Source organism: Rhodococcus sp. JCM 9793 (genome assembly GCF_055380405.1).
On the sequence record NZ_AP043721.1, the window covers coordinates 3,540,619 to 3,558,401 of the forward strand.

The 17,783-nt window shown below is 67.3% G+C and carries 19 protein-coding genes; 13 read left to right on the forward strand and 6 right to left on the reverse strand.

Annotation, left to right across the window (positions count from 1 at the left end):
- Window positions 1-9: 9 nt before the first annotated feature.
- The gene (locus tag ACZ46K_RS18355; RefSeq protein WP_464744015.1) at window positions 10-735 is read right to left on the reverse strand and encodes a TetR/AcrR family transcriptional regulator; all 726 of its coding nucleotides are present in this window, start codon (window positions 733-735) and stop codon (window positions 10-12) included.
- Between the two features lie 99 nt (window positions 736-834).
- Here ACZ46K_RS18355 and ACZ46K_RS18360 point away from each other — a divergent pair, with 99 nt between their 5' ends.
- The 5 genes from ACZ46K_RS18360 to ACZ46K_RS18380 all read left to right on the forward strand — a co-directional run bounded on the left by ACZ46K_RS18360 (window position 835) and on the right by ACZ46K_RS18380 (window position 4,770).
- Window positions 835-1,212, forward strand: coding sequence for a VOC family protein (locus ACZ46K_RS18360; protein WP_054720588.1), 378 nt, complete (start codon window positions 835-837; stop codon window positions 1,210-1,212).
- An 87-nt stretch (window positions 1,213-1,299) separates the two neighbouring features.
- Window positions 1,300-2,478, forward strand: a complete 1,179-nt coding sequence (locus ACZ46K_RS18365) for a cytochrome P450 (protein WP_464744016.1) — start codon at window positions 1,300-1,302, stop codon at window positions 2,476-2,478.
- Entirely contained in the window at window positions 2,475-2,672 is a 198-nt protein-coding gene (locus ACZ46K_RS18370) for a ferredoxin (protein ID WP_054807860.1), read from the forward strand. The genes ACZ46K_RS18365 and ACZ46K_RS18370 overlap by 4 nt, the downstream gene beginning before the upstream one ends.
- Window positions 2,669-3,826 (forward strand): NAD(P)/FAD-dependent oxidoreductase, encoded by a 1,158-nt coding sequence (locus tag ACZ46K_RS18375; protein WP_199233315.1) that lies wholly within the window; start codon window positions 2,669-2,671, stop codon window positions 3,824-3,826. The genes ACZ46K_RS18370 and ACZ46K_RS18375 overlap by 4 nt, the downstream gene beginning before the upstream one ends.
- 11 nt (window positions 3,827-3,837) lie before the next feature.
- The gene (locus tag ACZ46K_RS18380; protein WP_054810940.1) at window positions 3,838-4,770 is read left to right on the forward strand and encodes a LysR family transcriptional regulator; all 933 of its coding nucleotides are present in this window, start codon (window positions 3,838-3,840) and stop codon (window positions 4,768-4,770) included.
- A 3-nt stretch (window positions 4,771-4,773) separates the two neighbouring features.
- Here ACZ46K_RS18380 and ACZ46K_RS18385 read toward each other — a convergent pair whose 3' ends face one another.
- Complete coding sequence (locus ACZ46K_RS18385) at window positions 4,774-5,361, reverse strand: TetR/AcrR family transcriptional regulator (protein ID WP_054720729.1); 588 nt, start codon at window positions 5,359-5,361, stop codon at window positions 4,774-4,776.
- A gap of 184 nt (window positions 5,362-5,545) precedes the next feature.
- Here ACZ46K_RS18385 and ACZ46K_RS18390 point away from each other — a divergent pair, with 184 nt between their 5' ends.
- The 6 genes from ACZ46K_RS18390 to ACZ46K_RS18415 are packed head-to-tail and all read left to right on the forward strand — an operon-like array spanning window position 5,546 to window position 12,364.
- Window positions 5,546-6,559, forward strand: a complete 1,014-nt coding sequence (locus ACZ46K_RS18390) for a phosphotriesterase family protein (RefSeq protein ID WP_464744017.1) — start codon at window positions 5,546-5,548, stop codon at window positions 6,557-6,559.
- Between the two features lie 43 nt (window positions 6,560-6,602).
- Window positions 6,603-7,583, forward strand: coding sequence for a phosphotriesterase family protein (locus tag ACZ46K_RS18395; RefSeq protein WP_054807905.1), 981 nt, complete (start codon window positions 6,603-6,605; stop codon window positions 7,581-7,583).
- 13 nt (window positions 7,584-7,596) lie between these two features.
- A complete protein-coding gene (locus tag ACZ46K_RS18400; protein WP_464744018.1) occupies window positions 7,597-8,712 on the forward strand; it encodes an FAD-dependent monooxygenase in 1,116 nt (371 codons plus the stop codon).
- Window positions 8,713-8,715: 3 nt separating this feature from the next.
- Window positions 8,716-9,642 (forward strand): alpha/beta hydrolase, encoded by a 927-nt coding sequence (locus tag ACZ46K_RS18405; protein WP_464744019.1) that lies wholly within the window; start codon window positions 8,716-8,718, stop codon window positions 9,640-9,642.
- Entirely contained in the window at window positions 9,639-10,616 is a 978-nt protein-coding gene (locus tag ACZ46K_RS18410; RefSeq protein WP_132473809.1) for an MBL fold metallo-hydrolase, read from the forward strand. Before ACZ46K_RS18405 ends, ACZ46K_RS18410 begins: the two co-directional genes overlap by 4 nt.
- Window positions 10,613-12,364 carry a CocE/NonD family hydrolase gene (locus tag ACZ46K_RS18415; RefSeq protein WP_054810783.1) on the forward strand — a complete coding sequence of 584 codons (1,752 nt, stop codon included), beginning with the start codon at window positions 10,613-10,615 and terminating at the stop codon, window positions 12,362-12,364. Before ACZ46K_RS18410 ends, ACZ46K_RS18415 begins: the two co-directional genes overlap by 4 nt.
- A 41-nt stretch (window positions 12,365-12,405) precedes the next feature.
- Here ACZ46K_RS18415 and ACZ46K_RS18420 read toward each other — a convergent pair whose 3' ends face one another.
- The 3 genes from ACZ46K_RS18420 to ACZ46K_RS18430 form a co-directional block, all read right to left on the reverse strand.
- Window positions 12,406-12,975, reverse strand: coding sequence for an AAA family ATPase (locus ACZ46K_RS18420; RefSeq protein ID WP_132473807.1), 570 nt, complete (start codon window positions 12,973-12,975; stop codon window positions 12,406-12,408).
- On the reverse strand, window positions 12,972-13,358 hold the full coding sequence (locus tag ACZ46K_RS18425; protein ID WP_054807167.1) for a TA system antitoxin ParD family protein: 387 nt from the start codon (window positions 13,356-13,358) through the stop codon (window positions 12,972-12,974). Before ACZ46K_RS18425 ends, ACZ46K_RS18420 begins: the two co-directional genes overlap by 4 nt.
- Before the next feature lie 136 nt (window positions 13,359-13,494).
- Window positions 13,495-13,725 carry a hypothetical protein gene (locus tag ACZ46K_RS18430; RefSeq protein WP_464744020.1) on the reverse strand — a complete coding sequence of 77 codons (231 nt, stop codon included), beginning with the start codon at window positions 13,723-13,725 and terminating at the stop codon, window positions 13,495-13,497.
- A 55-nt stretch (window positions 13,726-13,780) separates the two neighbouring features.
- Here ACZ46K_RS18430 and ACZ46K_RS18435 point away from each other — a divergent pair, with 55 nt between their 5' ends.
- Window positions 13,781-14,854 (forward strand): class I SAM-dependent methyltransferase, encoded by a 1,074-nt coding sequence (locus ACZ46K_RS18435; protein ID WP_464744021.1) that lies wholly within the window; start codon window positions 13,781-13,783, stop codon window positions 14,852-14,854.
- A gap of 275 nt (window positions 14,855-15,129) precedes the next feature.
- Here the strand turns inward: ACZ46K_RS18435 and ACZ46K_RS18440 are convergent, their stop codons facing one another.
- The gene (locus tag ACZ46K_RS18440; RefSeq protein ID WP_464744022.1) at window positions 15,130-15,306 is read right to left on the reverse strand and encodes a hypothetical protein; all 177 of its coding nucleotides are present in this window, start codon (window positions 15,304-15,306) and stop codon (window positions 15,130-15,132) included.
- 764 nt (window positions 15,307-16,070) lie between these two features.
- Here ACZ46K_RS18440 and ACZ46K_RS18445 point away from each other — a divergent pair.
- The gene (locus ACZ46K_RS18445; RefSeq protein WP_464744023.1) at window positions 16,071-17,759 is read left to right on the forward strand and encodes a cation:proton antiporter; all 1,689 of its coding nucleotides are present in this window, start codon (window positions 16,071-16,073) and stop codon (window positions 17,757-17,759) included.
- The last annotated feature ends 24 nt before the right edge of the window (window positions 17,760-17,783 follow it).

The following is a 17,783-nucleotide window of genomic DNA, read 5'->3' on the forward strand; positions in this document are numbered from 1 at the left end:
GCGTCGGAGCTAGGTGTGGTCGATGAGCGACCCCAACGCATCGAGGACCCGCTCGAGCCCGAACGCCCACGCGGCCTGCGGGCTGTAGGAGGTGTTCATCGACTCCCCGGCGGCGGCGCCCACCCGCCGGCCGAGCGGGAAGTCGTCGCCGATATACGCGGCGAGACGCCGGTGCCAGGAGGACCAGACCTCGGCCATGTCGGCCGCGCCGGGATCGGGGCGGCGCGCCTGCGCCGACGCACGGGTGAAGTCGGCGACGAAGGTCAGCGCCGCGTCGCGGTCGATGTCGGTCAGCGCGGTGTCGTCGAAGGCATGCAGGTCGTGGTCGTAGGTCGCGATCGTTCCGGGCCCCAGGGCGGTGCGCTGGTCGGTGACATCGAGCAGCCACCAGTGTGCGGTGTACAGCGCAAGGTCGGCTTCGGCGACCTGTCGGACACGTGCGCGCCAGTGTTCGCTCGCGTACGGGCTCCGCGGCAGGCCCGCGCGGGCAGTGTCGGCCATGAGTACCAGTAGGTCGTCGCGGGAGCCGACGTGGGTGTACAGGGCCATCCCGGAGATGCCGAGGTCGGCGGCGAGTCGCCGCACCGTCACGGCGGCGAGACCTTCGGTGTCGGCGAGGGTGATGGCGGCCGAAACTGCCTGTGTAGTAGTGACTTTCGCTTGTGGTCCACGGGTGCCGCCACGCGGCGCATCGGGGTGATCACGCCACAACAGGTCGATCAGGTCGCGGGCCATCGGGTCTCTCCTGGGAGTCGGGGTGCATCCTCCGCAATAAATCTATACACTGAATAATGTATACACTGCATAAGGTTTATCTACTCCCCGGAGGTCACCATCCACATCACCGGTACCGCCCTGTCCCTCAACGTCGCCGACACCACCGCCTCCGCCGATTTCGCGAAGGCGCACTTCGGGTTCACCGAAGCCATGTCCGACGACGGCTTCATCTCCCTCGCGCACCCCGGCGCAGGACTGAACATCGTCTTCCTGCGCACCGGGTTGAGCACCTTCAAACCCGCCTCCATCGCAGGCCCCGCCGGTCAAGGCATGTTGATCGCCTTCGTCGTCGACGACCTCGACGCCGAATACGCCCGCATCGCCGCCGCGGGCGCCACGGTGATCACCGCGCCGGAAACCGAGCCGTGGGGGGAGCGCTACTGCCAGTTCTCCGACCCCAACGGCATCGTGTGGCAACTCGTGCAGTGGGTGTGACATGACCCAGGTCATGAATCCAACGCATACTCATACATACCGAATATGCGTTGGATTTATGACGTGGGACTCCCTTCAATGGACGGCATGCCCAGCAGCCCTCCCGTGATGTCGGACCTCGACCTCTTCGCCGACGACATCCTGCCCGACCCCTACCCGACGTTCGCGGCACTACGCGACCTCGGCCCGGTCGTATACCTGCCCACCAACAACGTCTACGCCCTGACCCGCTACGACGTCATCCGCGCCGCCCTCGCCGACACCGACACCTTCTCCTCCCGCACCGTCGGCTTCAACCCCATGGCGAACGACGCACTGCAGGGCACCTCCCTCGCCTCGGACCCGCCCGTGCACACCGAGCTCCGCGCCACCCTCACCGAGAACCTGTCCCCCCGCGCCCTGCGTGGACTGAAAGGCTCCATCGTGGCCAAGGCCGACGTACTCGTCGCCGACCTGGTGGAGAAAGGATCCTTCGAGGCCGTCGACGCGCTCGCCCGCGCCTTCCCCCTCGAGATCGTCGCCGACCTGATCGGATTCACCGGCACCGTCCGCGAGAACATGCTCCGCTGGGGCCAGGCCGCCATGGAGGTCCTCGGCCCGATGAACCAGCGCACCGTCGAGGACTTTCCCATCGCAGGGGAACTCTACGCATGGTGCTCCCAGGTCACGGCCGACGATCTGACCCCCGGATCGGTCGGCCGCGCACTCTTCGACGCCGAGGCACGCGGCGCCGTCCCGCCGGGCGCCGCCGGCCACATCATCCACCAGTACCTCGGCGCAGGAGTGGACACCACGATCGCGTCGATCGGCAACATCGTCGCGCTGTTCGCGGCGCACCCCGACCAGTTCGACCTCGTCCGCGCCGACCCCACGCTGGTGCCTGCCGCGTTCAATGAGGTCCTGCGCTACTGGGTTCCGCTCCACGCCTGGGGTCGCGCCGTCACCCGCGACGTGGACATCGACGGCACCGTGATCCCCGCCGGGGCACAGGCAGCGATCCTGTTGGGTGCCGGCAACCGCGATCCGCGCCACTTCGACGACCCGGACACCTTCCGCATCGAACGCAACCCGGTCGATCACCTGTCCTTCGGGTACGGCCCGCACGGATGCGCGGGGCAGGGACTGGCCCGCCTCGAAGGCCACGCCGTCATCGCCGCCCTGGCCACCCACGCGTCCCACCTGGTCGCCGACGACCCGATCCGCACACCCAGCAACACCACCCGTTCGATCGACCGACTCGAGATCCTGGAGGTCCTCCCGGCATGAAGATCACACTCGACCGTCCCCGCTGTGAAGGCCACGGACTGTGCGAAGAGGCCGCACCTCAGTTGATGCACCTCGACGACGACGGTGAACTCGTCCTCGACATCGCCGAACTCCCCGCCGACGATCCCCGCGCGGCCGCCGCCGGCGCCGCCGTACGCGTGTGCCCTGTCGCAGCCCTGGCACTGTCGTCATGAGCAGAGGCGCGTCGATGCGGCGCGACATGCACCGCATCGTGGTGGTCGGTAACGGCATCGCCGGACAGACCGTCTGCGACCGCTTGCGCACCACCGGGTTCGACGGAGAACTGACCATCGTCGGCGACGAGAGACACGGCGCATACTCGCGGCCCGCGCTGTCGAAGGCGCTGCTCGTCGACGGTGGCTCGCACGCACTCGCGGCCCCCACACACGGGGCCACCGAACTGCTCGGAGTGCGCGCCGTCGGCCTCGACGTCGCCGCCCGCCGGGTCCGTCTCGGCGACGGCACCGAACTGCCCTACGACGGGTTCGTCATCGCCAGCGGTGCCCGCGCCCGCCGGCCGGACGGCGGCGCGCTGACCTTGCGCACGCTCGACGACGCGCTGCTGCTGCGCGAGCGACTCGCCTCTCGCCCGTCGGTGGTCGTCGTCGGTGCCGGCCCGCTGGGCATGGAGGTCGCCTCAGCCGCGATGCAGGCCGGATGCACCGTCACCCTCGTCGCCGACACCGCCCCGATGCGCCCCCAACTCGGCCCGTACCTGTCGAGGGTGTTCACCACCGCGACCCTCGCCACGGGTACCACGATCGTCCACGGCACTGCGACCGGGATCGACGCCACCGGTGTCACCTGCGGCGACGGGACCCGCATCGACGCCGACCTCGTCGTCGCGGCGATCGGCGATGTGCCCAACCTCGAGTGGCTCACCGGCTCGGGCCTGCTCACCGACGGCCGCCTGGTCGCGGACTCGCGGGGCCGGGTCGCGCCGGGGATCGTCGCGGCCGGGGACGTCGCAGCCCTCCCGACCCGCGGGAGTATCCGCCGGATCCCTCTGTGGAGCAGCGCTGTCGACCAGGCCAAGGTCGCTGCGGTCGCATTGCTCACCGGCGACTCCGCACCCGAATTCGACGCTGCACCGTACTTCTGGACCGAGCAGTTCGGGCTCCACCTCAAGGCGGTCGGGCACCTGCCGGTCACCGGTGCCCCCGACTTCCTGGTCGGTGACGATCCGCACGGATCGGCACTGATGCACTGGCGCCACCCCGACGGGCACGGGGTCGCGGTCGCCGTCGATCACCGCATCTCCATTCCGAAACTTCGGCGTGCCGCGGCGACCGGACAGGTGGCCGCCCCCGGGAATACCGCCGCGTAGAGTCCGCGTGGATGACTCCACCTACGGATCACCGCGCCGACCCCGACCTCGCGCGCCTTGCCGCGGTCAACCTCAATCTGCTGGTTCCGCTGCTGGCGTTGCTCGAGGAAGGGTCGGTCACCCGCGCGGCCGCCCGGGTGGGTATGACCCAACCCGCGATGAGTCACGCACTGAGCCGGATGCGGCGCCTGATCGGAGACGATCTGGTGACCCGGCAGGGGAGCGGCCTCGCGCTCACCCCCCGCGCGCTGGAACTGATCGCTCCGCTGCGGGAGGTACTGCGGCACACCGCGAGAGTGGTGAATTTCCCCGGCTTCGATCCCGCACGTGACGGCCGCACCATCACGGTGGCGATGACCAGCAGCACCGCGTTCGTGCTCGGCCCCGCGTTGGCGCGGCTGATCGCCGAGCGCGCCCCGCATGCGACACTGCGGATCCGCAACTTCGTCGAGCCGCAGGCCGGCGACTTCACCGACGACGGCGTGGACGTCGTCCTGCTGTCCGAGGCCTTCACCTCGCCCTACCCCCGAGAGCGGCTCCACGAGAACCGGTGGGTGGTCATCGCCCACCCCGACACCGATCCCGACGCCTCCGCGCTGGATCTGCTCACTTCGCTGCCGCATGTCGCGTACGACTCGCAACATCGGGTGCCCCCGTACGCCACGTTGGACGCGCAGGGTGTGCAGTACCGCATCGGACGGTTGATCTCCGACTTCCTTCTCGTGCCGCACCTGGTGGCGACCGCCGGGGGCGTCGCGGTGCACACCTTCCGGGTCGCCGCCGCGATGGGGGAGCGGATCGCCCTGCGGGTCGAGGAGTTTCCCCTGCCGGTGTCGCCGTTGGGCGTGGACATGGTGTGGAACCCGCATCTGGCGGACATGGAGTTCATCGACTGGTTGCGCACGATCCTCGTCGAGGCGTCCGCATTCGGGTCGGGCGGCTGACCGTCAGGCGCCCGAGGCGAGCAGATGACACCAGGAGTCGGTCAGTTCGTCGAGGCAGATCTCGCGGGGGGTGTTCCAGCCGACGGAGAAGTAGCGGCGGGACAGATGTTCGAGCTGGCCGAATGCCAGCACACAGCGGATCCGGCGACGATCCTCCGCGAAACGGTTCGTTCGGTTCAATCCTTCGGTCATCTCACCGACCGCATCCTCGAACCACTGTTCGGTTCTCGCAGCGACATCCGGTTCGTGGGCGGCCTGATACGACGCCGTGAGATAGGGCTTGATCTCGTCCCACTGGGTGAACTTGCGATCGAGATAGGTCCGGATATCCGGGCGTGAACCGGAGGCGACGACCTCGGTCAAGGGGGGGTCGTCGGGCGCGGTCAAGATCGCGTCGGCCTTCGTCAAGAGCGCACTGATCACTTCAGACTTGGATGAAAAGTGCAGGTAGAAGGTAGTGCGTGTCGATCCGGCAGCGGTGGCGATGTCGTCGATCGTGGTCGCCGCGTAGCCCTTCGACCCGAACAGATCGAGCGCCGTCGTGAGGAACAGTTCGTAGGTCATCTGCTTCTGGGCGGCACGGAGGGACATGGGCCCTGATCTTAGCGGCCCGGAATGGCGCGCACCCACCGAGAACAAGCGTCGAGGCCAGTTACATATCCAAACGTAAAGTGAAAGTTCACTACGAAAACTCACTTGACGTCATGTAATCCTAATGGTTACTGTGACTGCTACCACGCCGAACCGGCATGCCGTCGATCGAAAGGAAATGCCGATGAGTGGCGCCCCCACCCCCATCGACACCCCCACCGCCACCGTCCACACGGTCCTCGGTCCCGTACCCGCCGATCAGCTCGGCGCCACCGCGATCCACGAAGCGATCCTGTCGGTCCTGCCCGGCGCCCAGTACGCGTTCGACATCACCCTCGACCGAGCCGAGATCTTCGACACGCTCGAAGTGAAACTGAACGCATTCAAGGCGGCGGGCGGCGGCACCCTCGTCGACGCAACCGGCCAATTCCACGGCCGCGACCTCCGCCTGCTCGAAGCGCTCTCCCGCACTACCGGCGTCCACATCGTCGCGTCCACGGGCCAGGGCCCCGAGTCCATGCTCGGTGGCTACTTCCTCACCCCGCAGACCAACCCACCGACCCCGTGGCCGGCGGAGAAGTGGGCCGCACTCTTCGCCGCCGAGGTCAGCGAAGGCATGGTCGTGCCACGCCTCGAACGCCGCGGCGCCGCCGGTCTCATCGCGACCGCAGTGACCCGCGACGGCGCGACCGCCACCGACACCGAACTCCTGCGCGGCGCCGCCCGCGCCGCGCAGCAGACCGGTGTCGCGGTCTCGTTCCTCTTCGGCTCCGATGCGCTCGGCGAACTCGAGGTCGTCCTGGCCGAAGGCCTGGCCGCCGACCGCATCGTGGTCGGCGGCGTCGACCGCACCGGCACCGACGGACTCGCGCAGAAACTCGCCGAGCGCGGCGCATACATCGCGATCGACCACATCGGCACCGAAGGCCACCACGAGGGCAACCTCGGCGACGCCGAATACCTGACCGACGCAGAGCGTGTCGCGCTCGTCGCCGAGCTCGCGACAACCGGCCACGCCGACAAGGTCCTCCTCTCGAGCAGCGCCACCGGCGCCGCCTTCGGACACCCCGCCACCGATGTCGCCTTCGCTCATGTTCTGAGCAGCTTCGTGCCGGCGCTGACGGCCGCGGGGGTCGACGACGACACCGTCCGGCAGATCGTCGTCACCAACCCGGCGGCGCTGCTCGCGGTGCGCTGAGCACCCCGCGGACCCGACTCTCTCGAACACTGAGGTGAACCCCATGTCCCACGTCAACACCGTCCTCGGCGCCGTGCCGGCCGCCGAACTCGGCTTCGTCGCCGTCCACGAACACATCGGCTACGGCATGCCCGGCTCCGAACTCGACACGCAGTGGTGGAAGACCCCGGAGCAACGCTACGAGGAGACCGTTCCCAAGCTGCGGACGTTCCACGAGAACTCGCTGTCGTACGGCGCAGCCACCTACGTCGACGCCACCGGCATCTGCAACGGCCGCGACGTGAACTACTACCAATCGCTCTCGGAGAAGACCGGCGTCCACATCGTCGCCTCCACCGGATTCGTCGGCGGCGACACCGCCCTGCCGTTCTTCGAACGAGCCGGCGTCGACTACCTCACCGACCAGTTCATCCACGAGATCACCGTCGGCATCGGCAACACCGGCGGCAAGGCCGGCATCATCAAGGTCGGCGTGAGCCGCGGCTTCAGGATGAAAGACCTCGACCTGCGCATCTACCGGGCCGCCGCCCGCGCCGCGCTGGCCACCGGCGTACCGATCTTCACGCACCTCGCCGTCGACGTCGAACCGGCCATCGACATCTTCCGAGAAGAGGGGCTCCCGCTCGACCGGGTCCTGTTCGGCCACGCCGACGACGGCGTCAGCCAGGGTAAGGTCCGCGACCGCTGGATCGCCGAGCAGGGCGGACGCATCGGCTTCGACACCTTCGGCTACGACCTCGAACTGCCCGACCCCCCGTTCTGGGGCCGTCCACGCCGAGAACGCCTCGACCACTTCCTCGGCTACCTGCGCGACGGCCTGGTCGACCAGGTACTCGCCTCGGCCGACGCCAACTGCAGCCCACTGGGCTGGCCGGGGGTGAAGGGCCACACCGTCAACTACCTCTTCGACACCCTCATCCCCGCCCTGCGCGAGGCCGATCTCGACGAGGCCACGATCCACCGGATCTTCGTCGAACTCCCCGCGGACTTCCTCTCCGTCAAGACCTTCGCGACCACGAGCTGAGAAAGAGCACCCCATGGACGTCCAGAACCTCAACATCGCCGTCGTCGGAGCGGGCTACGCCGGTGCCGCCACCGCCAGGGCCCTGATCAACCTCGGCGCGAATGTCACCGTCTACGAGCAGGCCTCCGCCGTCGGCGAGGTCGGTGCCGGCATCGGCCTGCGACCCTCGTCGCTCGCCCAGTTCCGCAAGCTCGGCATCCTCGGCGACGTCGAGAAGGTGACCTCACCCAGCGAGTCCTTCGAGATTCTCACCGCCACCGGCAACCTCATCGCCGACGAGACGTGGCCCGAAACCGACGAATACAGCACCACCACCCGGTTCGTGCACCGCGCCGACTTCATCGACGTCCTCACTGGAGTCCTGCCCCACGGTGTGGTCAAGCTCGGCCACCGCCTCGAAACCGTCGTCGACAACGGCACCCATGCCACCCTCACCTTCACCAACGGCGAGACGGTCACCGCCGACCTCGTCATCGGCGCCGACGGCATCCGCTCCCGCGTGCGCACCGAACTGTTCAGCACCGCAGAACCCGTGTTCGCCGGTGAACACGCATACCGCGTCATCGTCGACAACGACAAGACACACGGAATACCGCTGGACAGCAAGCTGCGCATGTACCTCGGTCACGGCACCAAGGTGTACGTGCTTCCGCTGCAGCATCGCGGCCAGGTCTCCTACGACGTCACCGCACTCGACGCCGACCCCACCCCGGCGCCGCGGATGACCCGTGACGACCTGCTCGCCACGCTCGACGGCTTCGACGAGCGACTCGTCGCGATCGCCCGCGACCTCGACTGGGACCAGGTCAACATCCGCGCCGTCTACGACATCGACCCCATCGAGCGCTGGCACTCCGACGCCGTCGTCCTCGTCGGCGATGCCGCTCACGCGATGTGCCACCACCAGGGGCAGGGCGCCAACTCGGCGATCCTGGACTCCGGCGCGCTCGCCGATGCCCTCGCCGCCGCCGCCACCGTCCCCGCTGCGCTCGCCGCCTACCAGGCCAAGCGCAAGCCCATCACCGACGAACTGCAGCGGCTCTCCCGGCTGGGCTGGTCCGAAGACGAGGTCAACACCGTCTTCCCGGGCCAGAAGCCCGGCGAGATCGCATCGACGATCGAGGCCTGAGCCATGGCACTGCACCCGAAGATCGCCGAGATCGTCGCGAACCTGCCCCACCCGGAGGGGCCCCTCGACCCGGTCGCGATGCGCGCCGGCGACGAAGCCCAGGTGGCCACCCTCGCCGAACGCCTCCCGCTGCACGCGGTCGAGGATTCTGTCGCCCACACCCCGTCAGGAAGCGTTCCTGTACGGATCTACACGCCGACCGAAGCCGACACCTACGGCGTGCTCGTCTACTTCCACGGCGGCGCCTTCTTCCTCGGCAGCCTCGACACCCACGACCACGTGGCGCGGTCCCTGGCCCACGAGACCGGCCTGAAGGTCATCGCCGTCGGCTACCGGCTCGCCCCGGAGAATGCCTTCCCGGCCGGACTCGACGACTGTTACGCGGCGGTCCGATGGGTCGCCGAGCACGGCGACGAACTTGCCTGGGACGAGAAGACGCTCGCGATCGCCGGCGACAGCTCCGGCGGCACCTTCGTCGCTGCCGTCGCGGCGCAGGCACACGACGACGGCTTCGACCACATCACCCACCAGGTCCTCTACTACCCCTCGCTCGACCTGGACTTCGACGAGGACCGCTACCCGTCACTGAAGGAGAACGCCGTCGGATACGGCATGGAAACCGCCGGGCTCGCACCGTTCAACGCCTTCTACTTCGACAGCGGTGCCGACCCGGCCGACCCCCGCGTCTCACCGATCAAGCGAGGGGACCTCACCGGCCTGCCACCGGCACTGATCCTGACCGCCGAACACGACCCGCTGCGCGACGAGGGCGAACTGTACGGCCTACGCCTCCGCGAGGCGGGCGTCGACGCCACCGTCACCCGCTACGCAGGCGCAGGCCACGGCTTCGTCCAGCACTTCGGTTGGATCCCGGACTACCACACAGCCTTCGAGGAGACCGCAGCGTTCGTACAGGGAGGCGGGAAATGAACGGTCCGGCCGTACCCGTCCACCCGTTGCAGTCGCCCTGGGGCCGGTTCCACCTCTACACCTTCCTCATCGACGCCCCCGAGATGGCGATCGTCGACACCGGCATCGCGTCCTCCCCAGCCGACGGAATGAAACCGGCACTCGAGAAGCTCGGCCGACGCATCGAAGACGTGAAGTGGATCCTGCTCACACACGGCCACATCGACCACATGGGTGGCGCACACGCCCTGTGGGAGATGACCGGCCGCCGAGCCCAGGTCGTCATCGGTGCCGCCGACGCACCGTTTCTGCGCTCACGCCAGACCCACATCGACGAATACCTCGCCGGCCGCGGCAGATATCTGCACGACCCCGAAGGCGTCGCGAAGGTCGCCGCCGCGGGCAACGCGGTGATCTCCGGCGAGATGGAGCCCACCATGGTGGTCCACGGCGGCGAGCAGCTCCGCCTCGGCTCGGTCGACGGACGTGAGGTGACCGTCTCCGTCCATGCGATCCCCGGACACACACCCGGCTCGGTCGCCTACGTCCTCGACGGGCAGAACGACGCCTTCGTCGGTGACGCCGTGCAGGTCCACGGCGCCGCGAACGGGTTCCCCGGATTCACGGACCCGGCAGCCTACCGGCGCAGCCTCGCGTACCTCCGCGACGAGATCCGGCCACGCCACCTCTACCTGGGCCATCCCTACCAACGGACCGACGGCACCCCGTACGGTGTCCGACTCGACGCCGACCAGGCCGCCGAAGCCCTCCGCGAAAGCCTCGACATCGAAGGCCGCGTGGGCACGGCCGCCCACCACTGCCTGTGTGCCGGTCTTCACGACACCGATTCCCCCTATTCGCCGTTCACACCGGTCGCCGACGCGGTCGGCTACACGAACGATCCGACCCTCGAACCGTCGCCGTTCTTCACCTCGATGCACGGCTACTCCCTCGAGTACCGAGACAGCCAGTACCAGCCCGAGGAGCAGCGATGACAGAGAGCACCTGGCAGACCATCCAGGCCGGCGAACAACAGATCGCCGTCACCAAGAACCTGCGGATCCCGATGCGCGACGGCATCGCCCTGGTCGCCGATGCCTACCGCGCCGTCGATGAACCCGACACGGTCAAGCCGCGCCCGGCTCTCGTCGCGTTGAGCCCCTACGGCAAGGAACTGCAGGCACTCGCGCTCACTATGCCCCCGCAGCGTCGCCCGTCGCCGATGTGGGACGGCTGCATCGAGGCCGGCGACATCGCGCGCGTCGTCGCGAACGACTACGTCCACGTCATCGGCGACCTGCGCGGCTCCGGAGGATCCGAAGGCGAGCACATCGGCAACTACAACGCCGGGGGAGTACCCCTCGGACAGGACGCCTACGACTTCATCGAATGGGTCTCGGCACAGCCCTGGTGCGACGGCAACGTCGGCATGATCGGCATCTCCTACTTCGGGTCGATGCAGGTCCTCGCCGCCGCGGAACGCCCGCCGTCACTCAAGGCCATCTTCGTCTCCGGCGGCCACTACGACTTCTACGAGACCACCTACCACGGCGGCATCATGTGGCTCATGCCCCGCGCCGCCCGCGAAGGCCGCGGCGGCGACTCCGGTTGGGCGTTCACCGACCGCGTCAAATCCCGCATGCTCGAAACCCACTCGGCCGAGGAGATCGAGAGGCTCGTCGCGGAACGACTGCAGGACCCGGACGTCCAGGCCTGGCCGAACCTCGTCCACACCCTGCACTACCCGACGAACCACGAGGCCTGGTTCGACATCGTCATGAACGACGTCGACGGCGACTGGTACGAGGAACGCAACCCGGTCAACCTCGCCGAGAACATCGACATCCCCGTCTGGCTGCAGATCGACCAGGGCCGCGGATGGACGATGGACGGCACCATCGAATGCTTCGACCGCATACCCGCGGCGAACAAGAAGCTCACCATCGGACCCTACCCGCCCATGCAGTCGCGCCCCTTCATCGAGGAACACGACAAGATGTTCCGCTGGTACGACAGGTGGCTCAAAGGCATCGACAACGGCATCGACACCGAACCCGCCGTCTCCGTCTTCGTCGAAGGCACCCGCGAGTACGCCGAAGGCGACTCCTTCCCGCCGAAGCCGGTGGAACATCGAGAGCTGTTCCTGCGGCCGCGAGGCAAGCTGTCCTTCGAGCCCGAAGCCATGGGCGTCGAACACGCCGCCCCCGACGGTTTCTTCCAGGCGCCGCTGACGGTGACCGACAAGGTCGAAATCCTCCGCTGGTCGACTTCGGTGTTCGAGGAGCCGACCGAGCTCATGGGTACCGGGGCGTTCCACCTGTTCGCCGCGATCGACCAGGACGACACCAACTGGATCATGCGACTGTGGGACGAGCGTCCCGGCGGTACTCGCCAGCTCCTGACCACCGCCTACCTGAAAGCGTCGATGCGTGAACTCGATCTCGAACGTTCGAGATCGGGCAGCCCCGTCCACCCGCTGACCCGCAAGGTGCCGGTCGAACCCGGTGTCATCGAGGAATACGTGCTGCGGGTCTACCCGTTCGCCGCCACGATCCTGCCCGGACACAAGATCGTCGCCGAATTGTCCTGCGACGAACCGCTGTTCGACGACCACAACGCGCTGCTGCCGCCGGACGCCTTCCACGTCCCGGTCGGCCGTCCGGTGACCCACAAGATCTACCGCGACGCCGCGCATCCGTCGCGGCTGGTGCTGCCGTTCAGTATTGGTGAACCAGGGGAGTAGACCATGGATCGGGCCGGTGGCGCTGGCGTCACCGGCCCGTGTCATCCCAGTTCGGCGAGCGCCGCCGGTGCCCACACCGGCCACCGCACCGCCCCGACCGGCGCACCCGCAGCGAACCGCGCCACCGGCCCCGGAGTCCCCGAAGCTGTGTCGTACACCGTCGCCTGATCCGCACGACGGATCGCCTCGACCACCAACGGCCACAATCGTCGATACCGCGCCCGGATCTTGTCGTCCGGCACCGAATGCCCACCCGCCGACACCCGGTGCGCCACACGCGCGACCGACATGGCCTCGGGCACCACCATCACGTGCAACACCACCACGAATCCGGCGCGCTGCGCCCGATCGATCAGTTCGAGCTTCGACTCGTGCGAGAACACCGTCTCCGCGATGAACGAGCGCCCCTCGGCGATGAACCGGTCCCGCACCGTCGCCGCGACCTGCGCCGCCTCATACGACATCTCCTCGGCCCGATCCGGCCACCGTTGCCGCGCGATCACATCCGCATTGACGAACACGCTGAGCGGCAGCAGGGGAGCGAGCGACAACTCCACGAACGTCGACTTGCCGGCACCGTTCGGGCCGACCACCAGATCCAGACGCCTCATGCGTCGTCGAGCACGCGCGTCGTTCCATCCGGATGCCGCTCGACCAGACGGCCCTCGTCGTCGAGCACAACCGACGTGACACCGCGCCCGGCGAGCACACCGACATAGTCGATATCCGCCAGATGGTCAGCGAGCCGAGCGTCGGTCTCCGCGTTGAACAGGCGCCCCTCGGCATCGGTGAGATCGGAGACCGGGCGCGACCCGGACAACGCGTCATGCACACGGCGCAGCGACGCGCTCTCGTGTGCGGTCATGGCACGCCCGATCCGCGCCCAGTATTCGAGTTGCTGACGGCCGGTGCGGTTCTGTCGGCCGCCCTCGGCGATGGCGCTGTCGACGAGTTCGGCGTCGAATCGGGTGACCTTGTCGGTGGACGGAGCCATCACGACCTCCTCGTGTTGCAGTCTGCTACCAATTGTAGCGGAGTGTAACGGACGAATGCTGCCTCCCGGTCGAGCCTCACCATCGGAGACGGGGCACCGAGCGCTACCTCGCAGCTCAGTTGCGGGGGCAGTGACCTCAACCTTTGCGCAGGATACTGCCGATGGTGTCGGCGAGCGGACCGGACTGGCCGATGAGGGCCAGTTCGACGGTGCCGAGGAGAGGGCTGTTCACGGATGCGCGATCGAGTCGGTCGCGCAGGTCGGCCACGAGTAGGTCGTCGGCGGGGGTGTCGTCGCGGTGCACGAACTCGAGGGTAGCGATGCCGCGTCCGAGAGTGCACGAGTGCATCCGCGTGGTCGATCGCACGGGGCTTCCGAACGCCTAGACTGTGATGCACATCACTATTTCGAGGAGGTGTGCGATGACCACACCCGACATGGAGGAAATCGATCAAGGCAAGCTCGAACAGACCCTTGGGCAACTGGTCACCGACATGGGCGCCGCACTGAACAGTGCACTGGTCATGATCGGCCTCGACCTGGGGTTCTGGGAAGCACTCGACGGCAACGGTCCGACAACTTCCGATGTGCTGGCAGAACGCACCGGCGTGCGTGAACGCTATGCGCGGGAATGGTTGTCGGCGCAGGCCGCAAGTGGGTATCTCATGCACGATGCGAGCACCGACACCTTCACGCTTGGACCGGAGCAGGCGATGGCATTCGCCCGCATCGACAGCCCGGTCTATCTGGCAGGTGGCTACCACCTCATCAGTGCAGTCTTCAAGGACAGGGAGAAGATCACCGAACGAATTCGTCAGGGCGAAGGATTCGGCTGGCACGAACACGACACCGAGTTGTTCACCGGAACCGAACAATTCTTCCGGCCGGGCTACCGCGCGAATCTGGTCGACGCGTGGCTACCCGCACTCGATGGCGTCGTCGACAAGCTCACAGCGGGCGCCGAGGTGGCCGACATCGGATGCGGTCACGGTGTATCCACGACGCTCATCGCTCAGGCCTTTCCGAACTCGATGGTGCACGGGTTCGACTATCACGACGAATCGATCACTCGCGCAAGGGAACTGGCTGCCGAGCAGGGCGTCGAGAACGTGGATTTCGCTGTCGCTTCGGCAGCGGATTATCCGGGTCGTGATTACGCCCTGGTGTGCTACTTCGACTGTCTGCACGACATGGGCGACCCGGTCGGTGCGCTGACGCATGCGCGCAACACACTCTCGGGCGACGGTTCCGTGATGCTCGTCGAGCCGTATGCGCACGACGATCTCGCCGAGAATCTCAATCCGGTCGGGCGGATGTACTACGCGGCCTCGACGGTACTGTGCACGCCGTCGTCGCTCGCTCAACCTGTTGCGCTCGGTCTCGGTGCTCAGGCCGGCGAGGCGCGACTCGCTGCCGTCGCGGCCGAAGCCGGATTCGGCCGCTTCCGGCGCGCGACGGAAACGCCGTTCAACTTGGTCCTGGAGGCACGGGCCTGAGTCGAATTACGTCACTGTGACGTTTCTAGGGTGCGCGGCGGGTTGCCGGGGGAGCGAGCGCCGAGCCCGCTCAGCGCAGAAACAGCGACGGCGGAGGTCGCTGAGCAGATGCGCTCACCGGAGGTGCGCGCCGCCGACCGTCAGGTCACCGACGGCGGCGGGTTGGTCGTGATGGCCAGGATGGCCGAGCGGAGTACACGGTTGACGAAACGTCACAGTGACGTTTTAACGGGATTGGCCGTGCATGAGGGGGGTGGGATATCGATCAAGGTTGATCAAACCAAAGCGGATGCGGGCGGTCGGCGGGACGGCAAGTCGGATGTCCGGCGCCGCCGGCGACCGGCCCGGCCCGCCAGAACCCGTTCCGGTGCGATGTCGGCGAATCGCATGATGAGCGCGTGACGGATATCGACGCCGTCGGCGGTGATGTCGCCGACGTAGTGAACCGACATGATGTGCGTTGAAGTCGATGCGCGGCGTGGCCGCCGAACGCCCGCAAAACCCCAGGTGAACCGGCATGGCGAAAGTGCCGATAATCTACATTATGTCAAGTAGTCGGAATCTGGGCCTACCCGATCGCTGCTCAGGATAGGTTGGGGCCGCGGATGGGATGCCGCCCCGAGATGGCATCCCGGCCCCTTCGGTGAGGGTCGGCCGCCGAACCCGCCTTCATGACTCCGGCCGTCATGGACTCCCAATGGCCTCATGCACTCCGCGCTCCACGTCGACCCGGTGCCGTCCGGGTGGTATCCGACGCGTGGCCTGTCGGCGTGTGCGCCGGTTGCACGGCGTCACACGCCGACTTCTCGGTCGTTGCGCGTGCCGATGCGGCGATTGTGTGTGTCGTCGAGCGTCGCGGTGTGCAGAATCGGTGGGCCCGCCCCCACTGCGCCGCCCATACCCCACTCGAGTTGATCTTGATGGATAATCACCATTATCCATCAAATAGACTGTGCGACAAGATATCCGGAATGATCTGGCCTCCGGGCCGGCGGCATTGCACACGACGACGACGATGCACCGTGTCCGGCTCGCCGACAGCGACCCGTCATATACCGCGCCCGATTTCGGCCGTGTCCCACCCGACCCGACAGGTGAGAACAAGGGCCGCATCCTCCGCCCCGCATGCCGTCCGAGTCCGTACCACCACTCCCCTGCGTGCCCTCTGAGTCAGGGCCGTGACGACACCTGATCGTGGCCGTAGGAAAATAGTCGGATGGACTTGACCTTGATCGCGATCATCGGTGTCGCCAGCATCGTCTCGGTCGCGGCCTTCTCGAAACGACTCGGGTTGGCCGCTCCCCTGATGCTGGTGGTCTTCGGAACGATATTGAGCTTCGTGCCGGGTGTACCCGACGTCGACATCGAACCCGAACTGATCTTGGCCGGGATCCTGCCTCCACTGCTGTACTCGGCGGCGGTCACCATGCCCGCGCAGGACTTCCGCCGAAACTTCAAGGCCATCAGCGGACTCGCCGTCCTGCTGGTGATCGTCACGACCGCAGGCGCGGGCGTGCTGTTCCACCTTCTGATTCCCGACCTCGGGTGGGCTGCATGCTTCGCGCTCGGAGCCATCGTCAGCCCACCCGACGCGGTCGCCGCCACCGCCGTCGGACGGAAGCTCGGTCTGCCGTCACGCCTGCTGACCGTGCTCGAAGGCGAAGGCCTCGTCAACGATGCCTCCGCCCTGGTTCTGTTGCGGTCCGCGATCGCTGCGATGGCAGGCGCCGTGTCGCTCTGGCAGGTCGCCGGCGACTTCCTCTTCTCGGTAGTGGTCGCAACCGTGATCGGCATCGTCGTCGGTATCGTCAACGTCCGTGTGCGGGCCTGGTTCAAGGACCCTGTGCTCAACACCGCCGTTTCGTTCGTGATCCCGTTCGTCGCGTTCGTCCCGACCGAGCATTTCGATGCGTCCGGGGTGCTCGCGGTGGTCGTGGCAGGTGTGGTCACCGGTCATCTCGGTCCCCGGTATCTGCGCGCCGAGGATCGCATCACCGAGGAAACGAACTGGCACACCGTCGCCTTCCTCCTCGAGTCCGCGGTCTTCCTCATCATGGGGTTGAGTCTCAAGCACCTCCTCGATGAGGTTCAACATGCCGGCCTGCCCACCGGCCAGGGATTGCTGATCGGGCTCGCCGCGACCGCATTCGTCATCGCGGTACGCATGCTGTTCGTCGTCCCGCTCGTCGCCCTCCTCAAACGAGACGAACGGAAGGCCGCCGAATTCCGTCCCCTCCTCGAACGACAGCGAGAACGGCTCGATGAAACCGGCCTGCACCCGCGCCGCCGGGCACTGGTCAAACGCCGCTTCGACCGTGCCAGCGCCGACATGGACTTTCTGGTCACCGAAACTCTCGGTTGGCGCAGCGGCGTGGTGCTCGCATGGTCGGGCATGCGCGGGGCCATCACCCTCGCCGCTGCACAATCCCTGCCGAGCGACACACCGTATCGCGCCGAACTGATCTTGATCGCTTTCGTCGTCGCCGTGACCACGCTGCTCCTCCAAGGACTCACCCTGCCGATGGTGATCCGCTGGGTGAAGATCCCCGGCGACGACTCGGACCGGCTCCGCACCGAGTACGGTGACCTGCTGTCCGAGCTGGCAGATGCGGGCGAGGAGGCACTCGTGGCCGGCGCCGACGGAGCCGAACCGGATGTGGTCGAACAGGTCCGGAGCGACAGCTTGATCGGAAAGCGTGAGGCCCGCGGCACCACCCCCGACCCGGAACACGACACTCGCCGTGAAGAGTACGTCCGACTGAGGCTGCTCACGATCGCGGCCGAGCGGGCTGCTCTCCTCGAGGCACGGAGTCGAGGAACCTACAGTTCCAAGACCCTCAACGCGGCACAGCACCGCCTCGACATCGAAGAGACCCGACTACAGGCACTCGGTGAACATCTGTGAGCCACCCGGAGAGGCGCCGCGAGT